Origin of the sequence: Enterococcus gallinarum NBRC 100675 (genome assembly GCF_001544275.1) — a bacterium.
GTDB lineage: Bacteria > Bacillota > Bacilli > Lactobacillales > Enterococcaceae > Enterococcus_D > Enterococcus_D gallinarum.
Genome location: NZ_BCQE01000011.1, coordinates 68,765 through 85,232 on the forward strand (window position 1 = coordinate 68,765; position 16,468 = coordinate 85,232).

Consider the following 16,468-nt stretch of genomic DNA (forward strand, 5'->3'; position numbering starts at 1 on the left):
GCTGGTTCCTCCTAGCGAATGATTTTTCCAGATCCGGATGCTAAAAATTCAGCTACTTCCGCTTCTGTAAATTGATTACAATCTCCATGAATCGTGTGCTTTAATGCAGATGCTGCGGTAGCAAAGTCAATGGTTTCCTGAGAAGAATACCCACTTAGAATGCCATGCAGGACGCCTGCACAAAAAGCATCCCCTCCTCCTACTCGATCAACAATAGGATCGATACGGTGTTCTTGAGAAGCTGTATAATGGCCGTTATGCCAAAGAGTGCCCATCAATATATTGGCACTGGCGGAAAGCACTTCTCGTTTTGTCGAATAGAACAGTTCAATATTCGGATAACGTTGGTTCATTTGTTGGTAATAATACAGCAACTCATTTCCTTGACCTGTATAGGCTGGAATCTCCATAAAAACTTGTGCATCCAACTTGCCCGCCGAGCAATAATCGACCAAAGGAAGTATTTCCTTTAGAAAGGCGGCGGCTTCATTTGTCGTCCACAGTTTGCCACGATAATTGATATCGAAACTGATTTTGCAACCTGCTTTTTTCGCACGCTTAACAAGTGAAAGGGTTAAATCCCGCCACGTCTCGGATAACGCTGGTGTAATGCCGGATACATGGAAAAGTGTGACATCTTTAAAGATCGCTTCTGACCATTCATTGGTCTTGATTTCCGCAAAACTTGACCCTGCACGGTCATAAATGACTTTTGCCGCACGTTCTCCTACTCCAGATTCCATATAGTAAGTACCAAGCCGGGGACCACCGCTTAGAAGCAGACTGCAATCCACTCCGTAATTGCGTAAATGATGGATAACAGCTTTTCCGAGATCATTTGCCGGGACTTTACTTGCAAAGGAGACGTCGTGCCCATAGTTAGCTAAAGAGATAGCAACATTTGCTTCACCACCGCCATAGTGTGCGGCAAAACGCCCACTTTGCTCCAAGCGTACACCAGAACTAGTCGATAAGCGCAACATAATCTCGCCTAAGGTAATAATTCTAGCCATCTCAGTTACCTCGAATGTCATTTAACTTGGCCACATATTGTGAAGCAACCGCTGTCACTTTCTCGAAATCACCACTAGCAGCTGGCGCTAATAAATTACCACCGACACCAACAGCGACCACTCCGGCATTGAACCACTCAGACATATTTTCCAAGCTGACTCCGCCAGTAGGCATAATATTCAATTGGGGCAATGGTGCTTTGAAAGCGGAAATGATACTAGGACCATAGGCACTTCCTGGAAACAGCTTGATGATGTCTGCGCCTGATTTCAAGGCTTCTTTCATTTCAGTGATCGTCATACAGCCTGGCAAATAAGGCACTTGATACAAATTACAAATCTCAGCTGTTTCGCGATCAAATGTCGGGCTGACGATATACTCTGCGCCAGCCATGATCGCTAAGCGGGCAGTCACTGCGTCAAGTACCGTGCCAGCTCCTATGATCACTTCTTGGTCCTCTTGATAGTCATTGGCTAACTCTGCAATCACTTCAGCAGCTTGCGGAACCGTGAAGGTCAATTCAATTCCTTTAATACCGCCTCGGACGATGGCACGGCTAGCTTCCAGCGCTTCTTGACTTGTAGTGCCTCGAACCACTGCAACGATTCCACAGGCTTTTAATTTTGATAATCGCTCTACTTTTTTCATAAACCCCTCCGTTCTTAATTTCCTATTTGGAAATTAAGTTTTATTATAAAGAAATCTTATCTTTATTATACCTGCTCTTTTTTCTTTTGCAAGGGGTTTCCAAAAGTATTTCAAATGGCTGCTTCGATTTTATCTTTTGTGGCACGTATTTCTTGAATCAATGTTTGTTTATAGCTCTCGGTCAATCGGTATTTTGGCAGACTGACTGAGAAAGCACCGACAATTTCCTCATCTTTCAAAAGAGCCGCGCCGATACAAAAAATTTCTTTCTCCATTTCTTCATCATCAAAAGCGATCTTCAACTGACGCACTTCTCTTAACTCTTGATTTAATTTAAGAACATTCGTGATGGTGTTCTCAGTATAAGGTTGTAAAGGTGTTTCATCTAAATAAGCTTCATAGCTTGTCTCATCGAATTCTGCCAATACAGCTTTCCCCATAGCTGAGCTATATAAAGGTCTTGAAATTCCCACCTTCGACGACATGCGAATGGTTTGATTTTGAGGTTCCAGTTTATTGACATACAAGATTTCATTCGCTGTCAAAACCCCCAAATGGATGGTCTCATCGGCTTTTTCCTGCAATTCTTCCAAAAATGGCAGGCTGATCTCTACCAAGTCAAGTTCTTGAATATTTTTATTGGCATATTTGACAAGTTTAGATCCTAAGCGGTATTCTTTTTGCTTGTCCTTTGCCACATAGCCGATCAGCTGTAATGTTTCAAGAATCTTTAACGCGGTTGAATTGGTTAAGTCTGTAGCAGCCGCAATCTCTTGCAACGATTTGTTGGGTTCTTCCGCAAGATAATCCATGATTTTCGCGGCTTTAATCAAAACAGTCCCATAGGGTTTCGTCATTTGTATTCCACCTTTATTTTTTCTATATAAGAAATTATAATCTCTTATAATGAAATAAACAACCAAACTTATCCATCTTCTCCTGCGAAGAATGTGTAAGAAGGTTGTTTAAAAAAAGGATAAAGAAAAAGTTTTACTTTCTGTTTCTCTTCATTGTATGATGAAGTTACGACGAAAAGGAGCAATAGCATGGACTTAAATGTATTGACCAAAGGGAAAAAAATTTCCGAAAGCGAGCAGCACATCCTCACTTATTTGGTGTCTCATACGGACAAAATCGAAGGCGTCCCTTTGCGAAAAATCGCGCAAGAGCTTTATACTTCTCCAGCAACACTGGTGCGATTAGCACAAAAATTAGGTTTTTCCGGCTATTTGGAATTACTTTATTTCTTAAAAAATCGACTGAATCGTCAAATGACCACTGAAGCAGCCATTGACTATCAGATCAACACAGAAGGCATTGCAGCTTCAATTGATGCGATCAAAGAAATTTATGCTCAAAACAATGATAAATTCATTACCATTTATGCCACTGGCTTTTCTGGTATCATAGCAGAATACCTTCATAAAAAAATGTTGGTTAATGGCATTAAAACTTTACTGGTGAGTGCTTCTGATTCCGGCGGTATCATTAGTAATAATATCGACAACATCAGTATGCTGATCACGATCTCTAAATCGGGGGAAACACAGAAAGTGCTAGAAAAAATGCAGCTAGCGAATGACCATCAAATCCCCACTGTCCTTTTTTGCGGCAATGGTGAACACCGAGCCAATCAACTAGCAACTTTTTCTTTTGGTGTCACTGATGAACGACCCTATGATACGCAGAACATCCAATATACGAGTTTTTACGGAAAGCTTTTACTGCTGATGGAGTACCTCGTAGAGGCTTTTACTGCCGAAATCAACTAAAAGAGTCCAGGGCGTACTTCAACATACGGAATAGCCAAAAAATTCTAGGATCACCCCTGCTATCTGGCTGGCCTGCTTCGCCTCTACTCGATAAATGAAGCCATTCAGTTGCTTTCTGATCGTTCAATCTTGTCGTTCAATCTCGCTGATACTTCAGCCGCAACCCTTTGTGCTAGTCAAAATAATGTTCAGCGAGCGACGCGTAGGCTGCGCTCGTTTTTTGATTCGGCGTAATGGTCTGCAAGTGGTCTCTTGCTGCCAAACGATGACCAAAATAAAGATCATAGAGACCAAAAATTGGTTCGTTTGCCGGTGACAAATAACATGTCACGCCCAATATATCAGCTGTTAATTGTGCAATGGCTTTCGATTGGAAAACACCACCGCTGATCGTCACTTCATCGGTGATTGCTGCCATTTCTTTTAAAACACCAATATTCATCAGCATTCCCTCAATTGCTCCGCGAATCATATCTGCCCGAGTATGTTGAATCGTCAAACCATGATAAGACGCCGTGATATCAGATGTCCAATAAGGAGCCCGTTCCCCATTGATAAACGGAAAAAAGCGCAGACCATGGCTGCCGATTGTGGTTTCTTCAATGATTCTTGGGAGACTTTCATAGAAAGTATCAGGATCTTGTGCCAATGTTTCTTTGATCCAAGCAAGGACGCATCCCCCATTATTCGACGGAGCACCAATGACATATTGATCTTCTTTAAGGTAATAACAAAAATTTTGCCGCTGATCGAATACCGGTTGATCCGTTACCTTTCGGACAGCAGCACTAGTGCCGATCGTCAGACTATTTTTGATTCCAGTCGATACATACCCTGCATAAGCCGCCAAACAGCCATCACTGGCGCCGCACATGATCTCTACTGTTTCATTCAATCCATAGCGAGCGGCAGCGGCAGCAGCAATCGGAAACCGATCGGTCGTGTCGCAGATTGGCGCAAACTGTTCAACGGAAAGGTCCAAATAGTGAAGAATCTCTTGACTCCAATTGGCTTCTTCAAGGGAGTAGAGGCCTGTTGCCGATGCAGTACTTCGGTCGATCCAAGGAGCTCCGGTAAATAAAAGCATCACCAATTCTTTCAGCCCATACCATTTTGTCTTGCCATCAAAACCGCCAGCGGATTTGAAGTAAAGCAACTTAGCAAATGGCGACATCGCATGGATCGGTGTCCCAGTCTGCCGATAAAAGGATTCTGATAATGAGGATTGACGAAACTCTGCAATCACTTGGCTAGCCTGATTATCTGACCAAATATAGATTTCTTCAAATTTCTCATTTACCACTGGCATTAGACTATGCATCGCTGTACTGAACCCAATCGCTGTTATTTGCTCTCGTAAAGAGGAAGGAATCTCCGTGATCCCTTTCAAAAGTACAGCTGTAATTTCTGACGCAGACTGTGTGCGACCTTTTTCTGTTTTGGTATAAATAGGAAAAGAACGTTGATAAATGATTTTCCGTTCTTCCAACAAACCGATTTTTATTGCCGTCGTTCCAATATCAATCCCTAAAAACATTCCTCTCGCTCCCTTATCTCTGCTAATTCATTTCTATTTTAGCATACTTAAAAAAGATCACCGCAAAAAGACCATTGCTCATCTCCCTTTGAATTCTTGATAAACATTTAGAATGTCAGTGATTCCAGCAAAAAAATCCGAATGATTGACAAGAGGGTTGGCAATCATCCAGCTTGCAGCCATCAACTACTGCACCACAGATGCACTCCCTCTCGTTTATCATTCAGATCCTCTATATCCTCTGTCATCCTCAGACTTTTTAGCGAACACTAATTGTTGCAAGGTTTTTCAAAGTGAAATCTTTTGATCAGAAATGTTTCTCAGCATGTGAAACATTTCAGTGGAGTCCCGGCCAATAATCACCATTTTCTGAGACCAGATCATCTAAGAGATCTTTGGCTACTTTTGCGCTAGGAATGGTTTTGGAAAGGGTTAACGCCTGCCACATTTTTTGGTAACTCTTTTCCACATATGCCTCCACCACTAATTTTTCCACAGTGACTTGTTGGAACATCAAAGCTTGTTGGAAAGATGGAATCTTGCCTTGTGCCAAAGCTTCTGGTCCATCAGAGCCAACAATACAAGGAACTTCTACCATGGCATCATCAGGAAAGTTAGCGATTGCCCCGTTATTCTCAACAATCATGACCATTCGTTCATGCGTATTGAACGCAATTGCTCGTGCCAGATCCACAATAAAGGTTGCATGAGCATCGATTTCAAATGCGATACCCTCTGCAGATCCTTGTTCGATGATTTTTTTCGCATGGTCGAAGACTCGCTTTTCTCTTCCTTCCATGACCTCATTCGAACGAGTATATTCGGGATGCTCTTTCATATGATCATAAACGTAATCTGGGTATAAGTAATATTTTAAATACGTATTTGGCAAATACTCTGGTGTCAGAGCCAAAAGATCTTTGGCTTTTTTGTGGGTTTCTTGCCAACTAGGATCTGTATGTTGGGTGTCCACTTCAACTTGAGTGAGATAGCCATTCTGTGCGACATATTCCCTGATTTGTTGGATGTATTCGTTGCCTTCTTTGTCCTTGATGCTGGTCCACCAGCCAAAATGATTCAAGCCAAAATAACGAACTTCTAAGTCTGCTGGATTTTTATCAATGATTTGCGACATCCGTCGCAAGGTACCCACTGGCATATCGCAAATATTCAACACTTTTGCATCAGGTCGCAACACACGGCAGGCTTCTGCTACAATCGCTGCCGGATTCGAATAATTTAACATCCAGCAATCTGGCGAATACGTTTCCATATAATCAATGATTTCCAACATTCCGGTGATACTGCGCATACCATAAGCGATACCGCCAGGTCCACAAGTCTCTTGACCGAACACACCATGGCGTAAAGGAACCTTCTCGTCTTTTTCCCGCATGTCATATTTGCCTACTCGAATATGGGCCATACAAAAGTCAGCATCAGTGAAAGCTGCTTGCGGATCCGTCGTATAAGAAAATTCGATCTGTGGGGCCTGTTCTTTTAATAAGATCGTCAATGCTTCACCTAAGGTTCTTTGTCGCGCTTCATCATTGTCATAAAGTGTCAGCTTTCTCAAAGGGAAGCGGCTTTGATTATCTAGCAGCATCATCACGATCCCTGGTGTGAAGGTACTTCCTCCACCAGCAATCACTACTGAAAAATTCTTCATCATTCAATCTCTCCTTCTCGTCCTAGAAACTTTTCTAATTCTTCTCGTACTTTTGGTACGGTCAATCCATAAACAACATGGACATTCTCACCATTCTTGATAACGCCTTTGGCTTGGGTTTCTTCTTTTAGCAATGTCTCATCCACTAGTTCTGGATTTTTTAGTTTCAAACGCAGTCGTGTATAACAGTTGTCAATCGTTTTAATATTACTGTCTCCACCTAAGCCTTTCGTGATCAATGCTGAAATCGAGTCCGTTGGTACAGATGAAGGGATTGCTTCTGCCGTCACTCCAACACCAGCTCCTGCTAACCGTTTCTCTTTGTACTCTTTTTTTGAATACAATTTTGTTTCATTCCCTTCATCTTCCCGACCGACTGTTTTCAAATTCATTTTGGTAATCAAAAAGCGGAAAAGAGCATAATAGAGAAAGAAAAATACTACGCCAATGGCGATATAGATGGGCCAGCGGGTCTTTTCAATCCCTAACGGCAAGTTATACAAAAGGAAATCAATAAAGCCATTCGGACCAATCGCTCTTGAGCCAAAAATATTCAAAGCAACCATACTCAGTCCACTTAATGCGGAATGGATCACGAACAAAACTGGTGCAACGAACATAAACGAAAATTCGATTGGTTCCGTTACCCCAGCAATAAAGGAAGTCACCACTGCTGGGATCAAAATAGCTTTGACCTTGACTCTATTCTCTGGTTTTGCGGTCTGATACATAGCTAGACAGGCACCAAGCAAGCCAAACATTTTTGAAATTCCTCGCGCATCCCAGATGACACTTTGCGAGAGAACCTTTACTGCCGGATCCGCAATTTCTGCAAAGTAAATGTTACGGGCTCCTTCAAAGACTTGACCCCCGACTTCAGCGACTCCTCCAAGTGAGGTATATAGAAATGGCGTATAGATCAGATGATGGAGTCCAGTTGGAATCAATAATCTTTCTAGCGTCCCGTATAAGAAGATACCGAAGTTTCCTGTTTCTTGAATGATTCCACCTAATCCATCAATACCCGTTTGAATCACTGGCCATACAATCGAAGACAGGATGGCCAACAAAACGACGACTGGAATCAAAATGATAAACACAAAACGGGCACCACCATATACCTGAAAGGCGTTATTGAACGTGGTATCGATGAAACGATTATGAATCAATGCAACAATAATTCCTAAAATGATTCCTAAAAAAACACCCATGTCTAAAACTTGAATTCCTAAGACCAGTGCTTGTCCTGATCCTTGAAGTGCATCTGCCGCTACTAGCATCTCCCGAAGTTCCAAGAATTTATTCATGGCATATAAGAATACCAGATAGCCTAATAACGCTGTAAAACCGGCTTCCGCCTTTTTCTTTTTGGCAAGACCAAGAGCGATCCCTACACAAAATATGATGCCGAGATTCGTCAAAATCGGTAGGAGCGAAGCAGATAATATACTCCCAAAACCAGTTGTGATCGGATTATCCAAAAATGGGAAACGCTCAATCAAACGAACATTTGTAAAAACATTACCAATTGCGATCAAGATTCCGGCAATCGGCAATATCAGTACCGGAACAAACATGGCTTTCGAAAACTTCTGCATCGCATCCATCACTTTTTCTTTCATTGATGAGACTCCTTTACTTTTTTATCGGTAGGTTTATTATAGGGAAGTTTGACATTCATTGGAACAGGAACCGCTTTCAAATCAACTTGTTGCAAAGATTGGAATGCGTTTCAGCATTCTAACAAACTCCGCACAAGAAAAAAAGCGAACCTCGAATTGGCTCGCTTGAGATAACGTGATAGACGATTTTTTGATCATAACGGCTTCACAAAAAACAATTCCAACGGCTGTTCAAAACCCGGTACGTCCATAATCAATCCACCGGCATCTTTGTAGCCGCATTTTCGATAGAAATGCTGACCGCTCTCATCAGACTGAGTTGAGGTCATACACATCCCATACCCTTGTTTCCGCATTCCTGCTTCCCAAAGGCGGAGGAAGTGCCTTCCTCTCCCTTTTCTCTGCTGGGATTCGTTGACCACAAGCATGGTACAAAAGGGAATGGTATCCCAAAACAATTGATAGCGAAGAATCCCCACAGGTTCTTCCTCATCGGTCAAGATTAACGCCTGTTGATCTTGGAACTTTTTTGCTAATCCTGCTTTTGACAAATGATTATCTAGCTCTAGCCAGAATGTCGTATCACTTTTTTGCGCATAACGAATCTTCAGCATCTTGGTTTCTCCTTGTTTTTTCCTGAATCGTAAAGCAGCACTATTTTTCTGTTGTTTCTCGGTATTCTTTCAGCACAGCCAGAAATGCATCGCCGTATTTATCTAACTTGTTTTGACCAACTCCTTTGATCTGTAGAAATTCGATAGGGGTTTTAGGCTGCTGCTCCGCAAGTTCCCGCAATGTCTTGTCCGAAAAGACGACATACGGCGGCAAGTTTTGTTCTTGTGCGAGGGTCAATCGCAGGGAACGTAATTGGTCAAACAGTTCGTCATCGACGACCAATTGTCGTACTTTGGCTTGTTTCCGGTAAACTTTTGCCTTGCCTAGAAGAACCTCTACACCGGCAGCCGACACACTGAGCAGGGGGTATTGTCCTTCCGAAGGGACTAAATAGCCTGATGCGGTTAAGTAGTCAATGAGTTGATTGACTTCTTTTTGTGACCATTCTTTCAGTAAACCATATGTCGGTAATTTTTCAAATCCCCATTGGGTGACTTTCTGATCTGCTGATCCGGTCAACACCTTCCCCACTAACGCTTTACCAAAACGTTCACCCATTCGTTTCACACAGGACAACACTTTTTGCGTCTCAACGGTGATATCTACCTGTTCTCGTTCATCTAAGCAATTGCTGCAGCGGCCACAATCGGGACCGTCTTCCCCAAAATACCGCAATATGTAACGTTGAAGACACATTTGTGTATGCCCATATTGACTCATTTCTCTCAACTTGAGGTATTCATTTTGACGATACTGAATATCGGACTCAGATTGATCGATAAAAAATTGCTGAATCTGCAAATCCTGCGGAGCGTATAATAAAATGGCTTCGCTAGGTTCACCATCTCGTCCGGCACGTCCGGCTTCTTGATAATAAGATTCTAAATTACCGGGGATTTGGGCGTGGATCACAAAGCGCACATTGCTTTTGTTGATTCCCATACCAAAAGCATTGGTTGCTACCATCACTTGAAGACGATCAAAAAGAAAATCTTCTTGGTTTTGCGTACGTTCTTCTTCTGTTAATCCGCCGTGGTAGCGTCCAGCAATGATGGATTGATGCTGCAATAAGCGATAGATCCGCTCGACTTCTTTGCGTGTGCTGGCATAAATAATCCCTGATTGGCCTTTGTTCATTTTTAAATAGGTCAGCAAGTAAGTGTCTTTCTGCTCTTTGACGACTTCAAATGACAGGTTTTCACGAGCAAAACCCGTTTTTACTTGGTTTTCAGGTGGAATCACTAGCAAACGTTCGATATCTTGGGCAACTTTTGGCGTTGCCGTAGCTGTCAATGCCACCACCGTTGGCTGCTGATCAAAACTATGGATCGTTTCAGCTAAGCGTAAATAGCTAGGACGAAAATCATGTCCCCATTGTGAAATACAGTGGGCTTCATCAACAGCGAGTAGGGATATAGGAACATAGCGCAGCAATTCGCGAAAATGATCTGATTCCAACCGCTCTGGGGCGACATACAGGAGTTTGATCTCTCCTTTCGATGCTTGCCTTAACCGTTGGTTGATTTCCGGAGCTGATAAGGTACTATTGATATAAGCGGCCGGGATACCCATGTCATTCAATGCATCTACTTGATCTTTCATCAATGAAATCAATGGTGAAATAACTAATGTCAGACCGTCTAACAATAAAGCCGGGAGCTGATAGCATACAGATTTTCCTCCGCCAGTCGGCATGATGCCTAAAACATTTTGATGAGAAAGAATGGCATTGATGATTGATTCTTGACCTTCCCGAAAGCTGGTATAACCGAATTTATCTCTTAAAACTTGATTGATTGATTGCATAATATCCTCTTTTCCATGTCCATTATACGAGAAAATCCAGTCATTTGAAATGGGAACAGTTTGAGAATCACTTTCGACAGTAACTTTCAGTCTTTGATTTTTTGAGAAGAATATGGAACAATGATTGAAACAAAAAAGGAGTTTGCAGTTTTATGGAAAAAATCGTAATTATTGGTGGCGGCATCATTGGGATGACCTTAGCAAATTATCTAGATACGACCAAGTACCAAGTGACCGTGGTTGACGACCCTACGGGACAAGCCACTAAAGCGAGTGCCGGGATCATTTCCCCTTGGCTTTCGAAACGGCGAAACAAACGATGGTATCAACTAGCTAAAGACGGAGCTGCTTTTTTCGAAAAATTGGCCCAAGATTTCTCACTGACCACGGATATTTATCAACGCTCAGGGACATTGATCATTCGCCCAGAAAATCAGTTGGCAGCATTAGCGGAACTGGCGGAGGAACGGCGCAAAGAGGCACCGGAAATCGGTCAAATCACCTGTCTTTCTCCTGCTGAAACGCAGCAAGCTTTACCTTTGCTCAAACCACTACCGGCTTTGAAAATTTCCGGAGGTGGTCGACTAGATGGCGCTGCTTATCTAGCGTTCCTAGAAGAACGGGCCCGTACCAATGGGGTCGTTTTCGTCCAAGGGAAGGCTAGACTTTATAAAGAAAAAAATTGGGTCGTTTCTACTACATACGCAAAAATCCCAGCGGATCATGTTTGTTTAACCGCCGGACCGGGATTAAGCCAACTGTTAGAACACTTGAACTACCACGTCGATGTTCGTCCCCAAAAAGGTCAGCTGCTCTCCTTCGAAACGACAGAGCCAGCAAAAGATTGGCCAGTGGCGATGTTAGAAGGCGAAGGCGATTTGATTCCTTTTGCGAATGGGAAGATCCTTTTAGGAGCGACTCACGAAAATGATGGCGGTTGGGATCTGACTCCCACTGAAGCAGCAAAGCAACAATTGCTGACTGGCATCGGTTCATTTTTGGCAGCCCCCGAGAAATTATTTGCTGCGCCAATGACAGTTCGCGTAGGAACACGGGCCTATACTTCTGACTTTGCGCCATTTTTTGGACTGCTTCCCAGTGAGCCAGGATTAGTGGTTGCCAGCGGACTGGGATCTTCTGGATTAACAACAGGTCCCTATATCGGTTATTTATTGGCTGAATATTTTAATCAAGGTCAGAACCCTTCTGAAAAGAAAAAACTTTTTGAGAAATATAGTAAACCTATAGCTGCCTATATTACTCAACGTCACTGATGGTAAAAAAAGGAGCTGTGACAAAAGTCTTGTCGCAGCTCCTTCTTTCGAACAATTGGATAGAATATACCGCATCTGTTTTTGCCAGATGCATCGCCCCTCTTGTTAAACCTCTTTTTTTCTTGAATTTAAGCGTTTAAAATCACCTTTTCTAATAAGGCACCGGCTTGATGATTTCCTTCAAGACCGATCGTTCCTGAAAATTGTTGGACACGTTCCATGTTCGTGATTAGGACGATGACCATCGTTTCTTTGCCTTGTTGTTTGATATAAGGCAAGTCCATCGCTGCTAGTTTCGATTGTGGGGTTACTTTCTCTCCTACTTTTACGAATACTTCAAAGCCTTTGCCATCAAGAGAAACTGTATCGATTCCCATATGGACTAGAACTTCCACACCATTCGATGTGGTGATTCCCACCGCATGTTTGGAAGGGAAAACCGAAGTGACTTCACCACTGACTGGCGAATAGATTTGGCCGTCTTTAGAGTGAATGGCATACCCTTCACCCATCATTTTTGTTGAAAACACTTCATCGGGTACATCTTCCAATGGAATGTATTCTCCTTGCGTCACCGCATGCAAATCAAGCTCGTTGGTGAAGGTTTCTGTTTCTGCTTGATTAGGAACTAGGAAATAAGTCAGAGCAAAAGAGGAACCGATCGCCAAGACAATGCCTAGGACCGCATAGATAAAGTATTCACCAATATAAGCCGGCAAACTAAAGATACTGGATAAAATATAGCCATAGATCCTTACGCCAAAAAAGCTGATGAACGCTGATGCAATCGAACTACCGATGGTAGCTGCTAAAAATGCTTTTTTATATTTTGATAAAATCCCAAACAATGCTGGCTCAGTGATGCCCAGCAATCCTGACACGGCTGAGGACAGAATGATTGATTTTTCTTCTTTTGATCTTACTTTAAAGTAGATCGCTGCGGTTGCGCCGGTGATCGCCATATTTGCCATGAACATCATTGGCATCAACATATCATACCCTTGATTAGCAAAGTTTTGTAATGCGATTGGCGTCATTGCATGGTGTAATCCGGTAAAGATCGCAATTGGACGAATAGCACCTACAACAATTCCTGCCAATACAGGAGAAATCGTAAACAAGCCAGCCACACCATCTGCAAGCAAATTGCCTAAATGAATACTGATTGGACCAATAACTGTCAGTGTGATCAGTCCAGCCACAAACAAGGAAATCGTCGGTGTAAAGACGGTCCGTAGAACTTGCGGCAATACCTTGTCTACCCAGCGATAAATGTAGCTTAATGCTAAAACAGCAAAAATGATTGGAATAACGGTACCCGCATAATTGAAAACGGGAACTGGTAAAACCCCAAATAGTCGAAAGGCCGAAATATTGCCTTCAGCAACTGCATTCGTCATCGTTGGAAATTGTAATGTTGCAGCAATGGCGATCGCCAAGTATTGATTCGTTTTAAAGATGCGCGCAGCAGATGCAGCAACAAAAAATGGCAAGAAGGTAAATACGCCGCTGGCGATCATATCAATGACTAAATACGTATCTGTTTGATTGGAAATCACATTTAAGGCAACCAATCCTGCCATCAACCCTTTGATCATTCCTGCCCCAGCGATCGCTGGAACGATCGGTCCAAATACACCGGAGACTGTATCCATAAACAACGAGACAGCGCCTTTTTTCTCAGATGAGGCTTGGCTCGTTTCATCCAAATTCAGTTCTTTGGCTAATGGAGCATAATAATCCGCTACATCTGTACCGATCACCACTTGGAGCTGATTGCTTTGATATTTCGTTCCCACCACTTTAGGTATTTTTTCTAAAGCAGTATAGTCAACTTTCTTTTCATCCTTCAAATCAAAACGAAGCCGCGTCATACAATGCCAAGCATTATTGATATTCTCGGATCCACCAACATCTTTTATGATCTGTTTTACGATGTCTTCTTTCATCATCATTTTTTCCTCCTGTTGTTTGCTAACGGACTGAACCTTGAGGCGCCCTTTCAAGTGGGTCCGTTTTCAAACACATAGTAGCATGGCTACACCTGCTTGTAAAACCAGTCCTTTTATTAAAAAAATCCATGAAAAAGGCTATGTATCAATAAATAAATGAGTAATCAACAAAAATTGGACTGGTTTTATGGGCCATAGTCATCTTTTTTTGAACCAAATTGACAGCGGTTGCTCTGCGTGTTTCAATGGCTATATCAACTAGATACAAAAATTGGAGTGAATAAAATGACACCAACTATCATCACCGACATCAAATCCTTTGCGATCAAACCTGATCGCCATAACCTTGTTGTCGTTAAAGTAGAAACCAACAAAGGAATTTCCGGACTAGGCTGTAGTACGTTTCAGTTTCGTCCGTTAGCAGTTAAAACAGTCGTTGACGAGTATTTACGTCCCCTTTTGATGGGTAGAGACGCGAATGAGATCGAAGACATCTGGCAAGTCATGAATGTCAATTCCTATTGGCGCAACGGTCCGATTACAAACAATGCTATCTCTGGTGTTGATATGGCCTTATGGGATATCAAGGGACAGTTAGCTGATATGCCGCTGTATCAACTGCTGGGGGGAAAAGCAAGAACCGCGATCCCTGCTTATACTCATGCGGTAGCAGATAATTTAGACGATCTCTATCACGAAATCGATCGCTTTTTGGCAGCCGGTTATCGCTATATTCGTTGCCAGCTCGGGTTCTATGGCGGGAATCCAAGCCAGTTGCAAACAGCCGAAGAACCAATTTCCGGCTCTTACTTTGATCAGACAGATTATATGGAAACGACTTTGAAGATGTTCGCAGCAATCAAAGAAAAATATGGCAACCAATTTCAAATGCTGCATGATGTTCATGAACGCCTCCATCCGAATCAAGCCATTCAGTTTGCCAAAGCAGCAGAACCTTATCAGCTCTTTTTCTTAGAAGATATTCTTCCGCCTGACCAAAATCACTGGCTGACACAATTACGCAGTCAGTCAGCAACCCCCATTGCAACAGGTGAATTGTTCAATAATCCAATGGAATGGCAAGAACTAGTCAAAAATCGGCAGATCGATTTCATGCGGGCCCATGTATCACAGATTGGCGGCATTACGCCAGCATTGAAGCTGGCTCATTTTTGCGATGCGATGGGGGTTCGAATTGCCTGGCATACGCCTTCTGATATCAGTCCAGTCGGCTTGGCAGTCAATACGCATTTGAATATCCATTTGCACAATGCTGCGATCCAAGAAACGATCGAGCTGCCGGCAAATACCCAATCCGTGTTTGGCGGCAGTCCCCAACCCAAAGGCGGCTTCTTCTATCCAATGGAAAAAAGCGGGATCGGTATTACATTTGATGAAGAAGCTGCGGCTGATTTTCCGGTTGTTTACCGCCCCCATGAGTGGACACAAAGTAGAACGCCGGATGGTACACTAATCACACCTTAAATAATGATCCTAAAAAAACTCAGCAGCCTGACTCAAATTGTTGAATCAGAGCTCTGAGTTTTTTTGATTTATCATCTAGGAAATTTGTGACTCTTCCTCTGCCGATCAATCAATGCGTGAACGATGGATTTCTCGATCGAAAGGTCGAATATAGGTGACTGCATAGTCGATGGCGACGATGTTGCTGAATTCATAAACCCGCCCATCTTCCAAAATTGCCCGATTCGTGATCTGCATCGCTGGGGTCCCCCGTTTGCACAGCAAGATTGCCGATTGAGCCATTGAAGTCGCAATCGGGGTATAACTGCTGATGTAATGGGAAATCCGATACCCGCAACTCTCAACATAGCGCTGAATTGAATGTTCTACTACCTCCTGAGTGACATTAGGAAATAATCTTACCGGTAGTTTCGACGTTTCTAGCTGCTCAATCTTATAATTGACGATTCGCACCCGTTCAAAGGTCCAAACTTCTTCATTGTCTGCTAACTGAAAGATTTTTTGTTCATCTGGGGTAGCGGGTGCTTTACTCAAAGAAATCATTTTGGAGTGGATCCGATCATAAGGAGTCCGTGTCAAGGAATTAAAGATCATGGGATTTTTGACCCACTTCTCATGGATAAAGATTCCTGATCCTTGGACCACACGAACGATGCCGATTTCTTCTAAATTTTTGATTGCTTGTTGAATCGTAAAGCGGGAAACGCCATAATTTCTGGCAAGTTCTCTTTGATTCGGTAATTTTCCTTCGATAAATTCTTCCTGATAAATTTTACTTAGCAAATCTTGAACGATAAATTCTCGTTTTTTCATAAAAACTCCCCTCACTTGCTCTCAGCTGTCGCCAGAACAGATAACCCATTTTCTAGAGCGATTGAAAGATGCACCTCACAGCAGATAGAGCATCGTCGCTTGTCCAGTATCATTACGAACTATTGTACTCGAATGTACTCGAAAATCAATCTGCTGAATCATTGGCTCTAGGGTTAAAAAATTAGAAGCTGTATCAAACCAGGCGTGTCGCCACAGAAATGAGTATTTCCTATGTCAGCTGGCTTGATGTAGTTCATGAAT

Annotated in this window: 13 protein-coding genes; 3 read left to right on the plus strand and 10 right to left on the minus strand. The window is 42.7% G+C overall.

Annotated features, from left to right (window positions below; all coding sequences use genetic code 11):
• Window positions 1–11 precede the first annotated feature (11 nt).
• From EG2_RS07555 to EG2_RS07565, 3 genes are all read right to left on the minus strand, one after another.
• Window positions 12–1,013 (minus strand): sugar kinase, encoded by a 1,002-nt coding sequence (locus EG2_RS07555; protein WP_060814211.1) that lies wholly within the window; start codon window positions 1,011–1,013, stop codon window positions 12–14.
• A gap of 1 nt (window position 1,014) precedes the next feature.
• Complete coding sequence (locus EG2_RS07560) at window positions 1,015–1,662, minus strand: bifunctional 4-hydroxy-2-oxoglutarate aldolase/2-dehydro-3-deoxy-phosphogluconate aldolase (RefSeq protein ID WP_060814212.1); 648 nt, start codon at window positions 1,660–1,662, stop codon at window positions 1,015–1,017.
• Between the two features lie 110 nt (window positions 1,663–1,772).
• Window positions 1,773–2,525, minus strand: a complete 753-nt coding sequence (locus EG2_RS07565) for an IclR family transcriptional regulator (RefSeq protein WP_060814275.1) — start codon at window positions 2,523–2,525, stop codon at window positions 1,773–1,775.
• Between the two features lie 183 nt (window positions 2,526–2,708).
• Between EG2_RS07565 and EG2_RS07570 the strand changes: the two genes are divergently transcribed.
• The gene (locus tag EG2_RS07570; RefSeq protein WP_060814213.1) at window positions 2,709–3,434 is read left to right on the plus strand and encodes a MurR/RpiR family transcriptional regulator; all 726 of its coding nucleotides are present in this window, start codon (window positions 2,709–2,711) and stop codon (window positions 3,432–3,434) included.
• 172 nt (window positions 3,435–3,606) lie between these two features.
• Here the strand turns inward: EG2_RS07570 and EG2_RS07575 are convergent, their stop codons facing one another.
• The 5 genes from EG2_RS07575 to recQ form a co-directional block, all read right to left on the minus strand.
• A complete protein-coding gene (locus tag EG2_RS07575; protein WP_060814214.1) occupies window positions 3,607–4,971 on the minus strand; it encodes a gluconokinase in 1,365 nt (454 codons plus the stop codon).
• A 337-nt stretch (window positions 4,972–5,308) separates the two neighbouring features.
• Window positions 5,309–6,640, minus strand: coding sequence for a 6-phospho-alpha-glucosidase (locus tag EG2_RS07580; protein ID WP_060814276.1), 1,332 nt, complete (start codon window positions 6,638–6,640; stop codon window positions 5,309–5,311).
• Window positions 6,640–8,262: a PTS transporter subunit EIIC gene (locus EG2_RS07585; protein ID WP_060814215.1), complete on the minus strand. Its 1,623-nt coding sequence runs from the start codon at window positions 8,260–8,262 to the stop codon at window positions 6,640–6,642. Before EG2_RS07585 ends, EG2_RS07580 begins: the two co-directional genes overlap by 1 nt.
• Window positions 8,263–8,456: 194 nt before the next feature.
• Complete coding sequence (locus EG2_RS07590) at window positions 8,457–8,876, minus strand: GNAT family N-acetyltransferase (RefSeq protein WP_060814216.1); 420 nt, start codon at window positions 8,874–8,876, stop codon at window positions 8,457–8,459.
• 40 nt (window positions 8,877–8,916) lie between these two features.
• Window positions 8,917–10,683 carry a DNA helicase RecQ gene (recQ, locus tag EG2_RS07595; protein ID WP_060814217.1) on the minus strand — a complete coding sequence of 589 codons (1,767 nt, stop codon included), beginning with the start codon at window positions 10,681–10,683 and terminating at the stop codon, window positions 8,917–8,919.
• Between the two features lie 152 nt (window positions 10,684–10,835).
• Between recQ and EG2_RS07600 the strand changes: the two genes are divergently transcribed.
• Window positions 10,836–11,957, plus strand: coding sequence for an NAD(P)/FAD-dependent oxidoreductase (locus EG2_RS07600; RefSeq protein WP_060814218.1), 1,122 nt, complete (start codon window positions 10,836–10,838; stop codon window positions 11,955–11,957).
• A 128-nt stretch (window positions 11,958–12,085) separates the two neighbouring features.
• On the opposite strand, the gene EG2_RS07605 is transcribed toward EG2_RS07600, so the two are convergent.
• A complete protein-coding gene (locus EG2_RS07605) occupies window positions 12,086–13,909 on the minus strand; it encodes a glucose PTS transporter subunit IIA (RefSeq protein WP_060814219.1) in 1,824 nt (607 codons plus the stop codon).
• Between the two features lie 285 nt (window positions 13,910–14,194).
• On the opposite strand from EG2_RS07605, the gene EG2_RS07610 reads away from it, so the two are divergent.
• On the plus strand, window positions 14,195–15,394 hold the full coding sequence (locus EG2_RS07610) for an enolase C-terminal domain-like protein (RefSeq protein WP_060814220.1): 1,200 nt from the start codon (window positions 14,195–14,197) through the stop codon (window positions 15,392–15,394).
• A 105-nt stretch (window positions 15,395–15,499) separates the two neighbouring features.
• Here the strand turns inward: EG2_RS07610 and EG2_RS07615 are convergent, their stop codons facing one another.
• Complete coding sequence (locus EG2_RS07615; RefSeq protein WP_060814221.1) at window positions 15,500–16,207, minus strand: GntR family transcriptional regulator; 708 nt, start codon at window positions 16,205–16,207, stop codon at window positions 15,500–15,502.
• Window positions 16,208–16,468: the final 261 nt, after the last annotated feature.

What these genes read in the sequence shown, in the direction of transcription:
- EG2_RS07560 (WP_060814212.1), bottom strand. Translation starts at nt 1,662, where the DNA reads ATGAAAAAAGTAGAGCGATTATCAAAATTAAAAGCCTGTGGAATCGTT.
- EG2_RS07580 (WP_060814276.1), bottom strand. Translation starts at nt 6,640, where the DNA reads ATGAAGAATTTTTCAGTAGTGATTGCTGGTGGAGGAAGTACCTTCACA.
- EG2_RS07615 (WP_060814221.1), bottom strand. Translation starts at nt 16,207, where the DNA reads ATGAAAAAACGAGAATTTATCGTTCAAGATTTGCTAAGTAAAATTTAT.
- EG2_RS07555 (WP_060814211.1), bottom strand. Translation starts at nt 1,013, where the DNA reads ATGGCTAGAATTATTACCTTAGGCGAGATTATGTTGCGCTTATCGACT.
- EG2_RS07610 (WP_060814220.1), top strand. Translation starts at nt 14,195, where the DNA reads ATGACACCAACTATCATCACCGACATCAAATCCTTTGCGATCAAACCT.
- EG2_RS07575 (WP_060814214.1), bottom strand. Translation starts at nt 4,971, where the DNA reads ATGTTTTTAGGGATTGATATTGGAACGACGGCAATAAAAATCGGTTTG.
- EG2_RS07600 (WP_060814218.1), top strand. Translation starts at nt 10,836, where the DNA reads ATGGAAAAAATCGTAATTATTGGTGGCGGCATCATTGGGATGACCTTA.
- EG2_RS07585 (WP_060814215.1), bottom strand. Translation starts at nt 8,262, where the DNA reads ATGAAAGAAAAAGTGATGGATGCGATGCAGAAGTTTTCGAAAGCCATG.
- EG2_RS07570 (WP_060814213.1), top strand. Translation starts at nt 2,709, where the DNA reads ATGGACTTAAATGTATTGACCAAAGGGAAAAAAATTTCCGAAAGCGAG.
- recQ (WP_060814217.1), bottom strand. Translation starts at nt 10,683, where the DNA reads ATGCAATCAATCAATCAAGTTTTAAGAGATAAATTCGGTTATACCAGC.
- EG2_RS07590 (WP_060814216.1), bottom strand. Translation starts at nt 8,876, where the DNA reads ATGCTGAAGATTCGTTATGCGCAAAAAAGTGATACGACATTCTGGCTA.
- EG2_RS07605 (WP_060814219.1), bottom strand. Translation starts at nt 13,909, where the DNA reads ATGATGAAAGAAGACATCGTAAAACAGATCATAAAAGATGTTGGTGGA.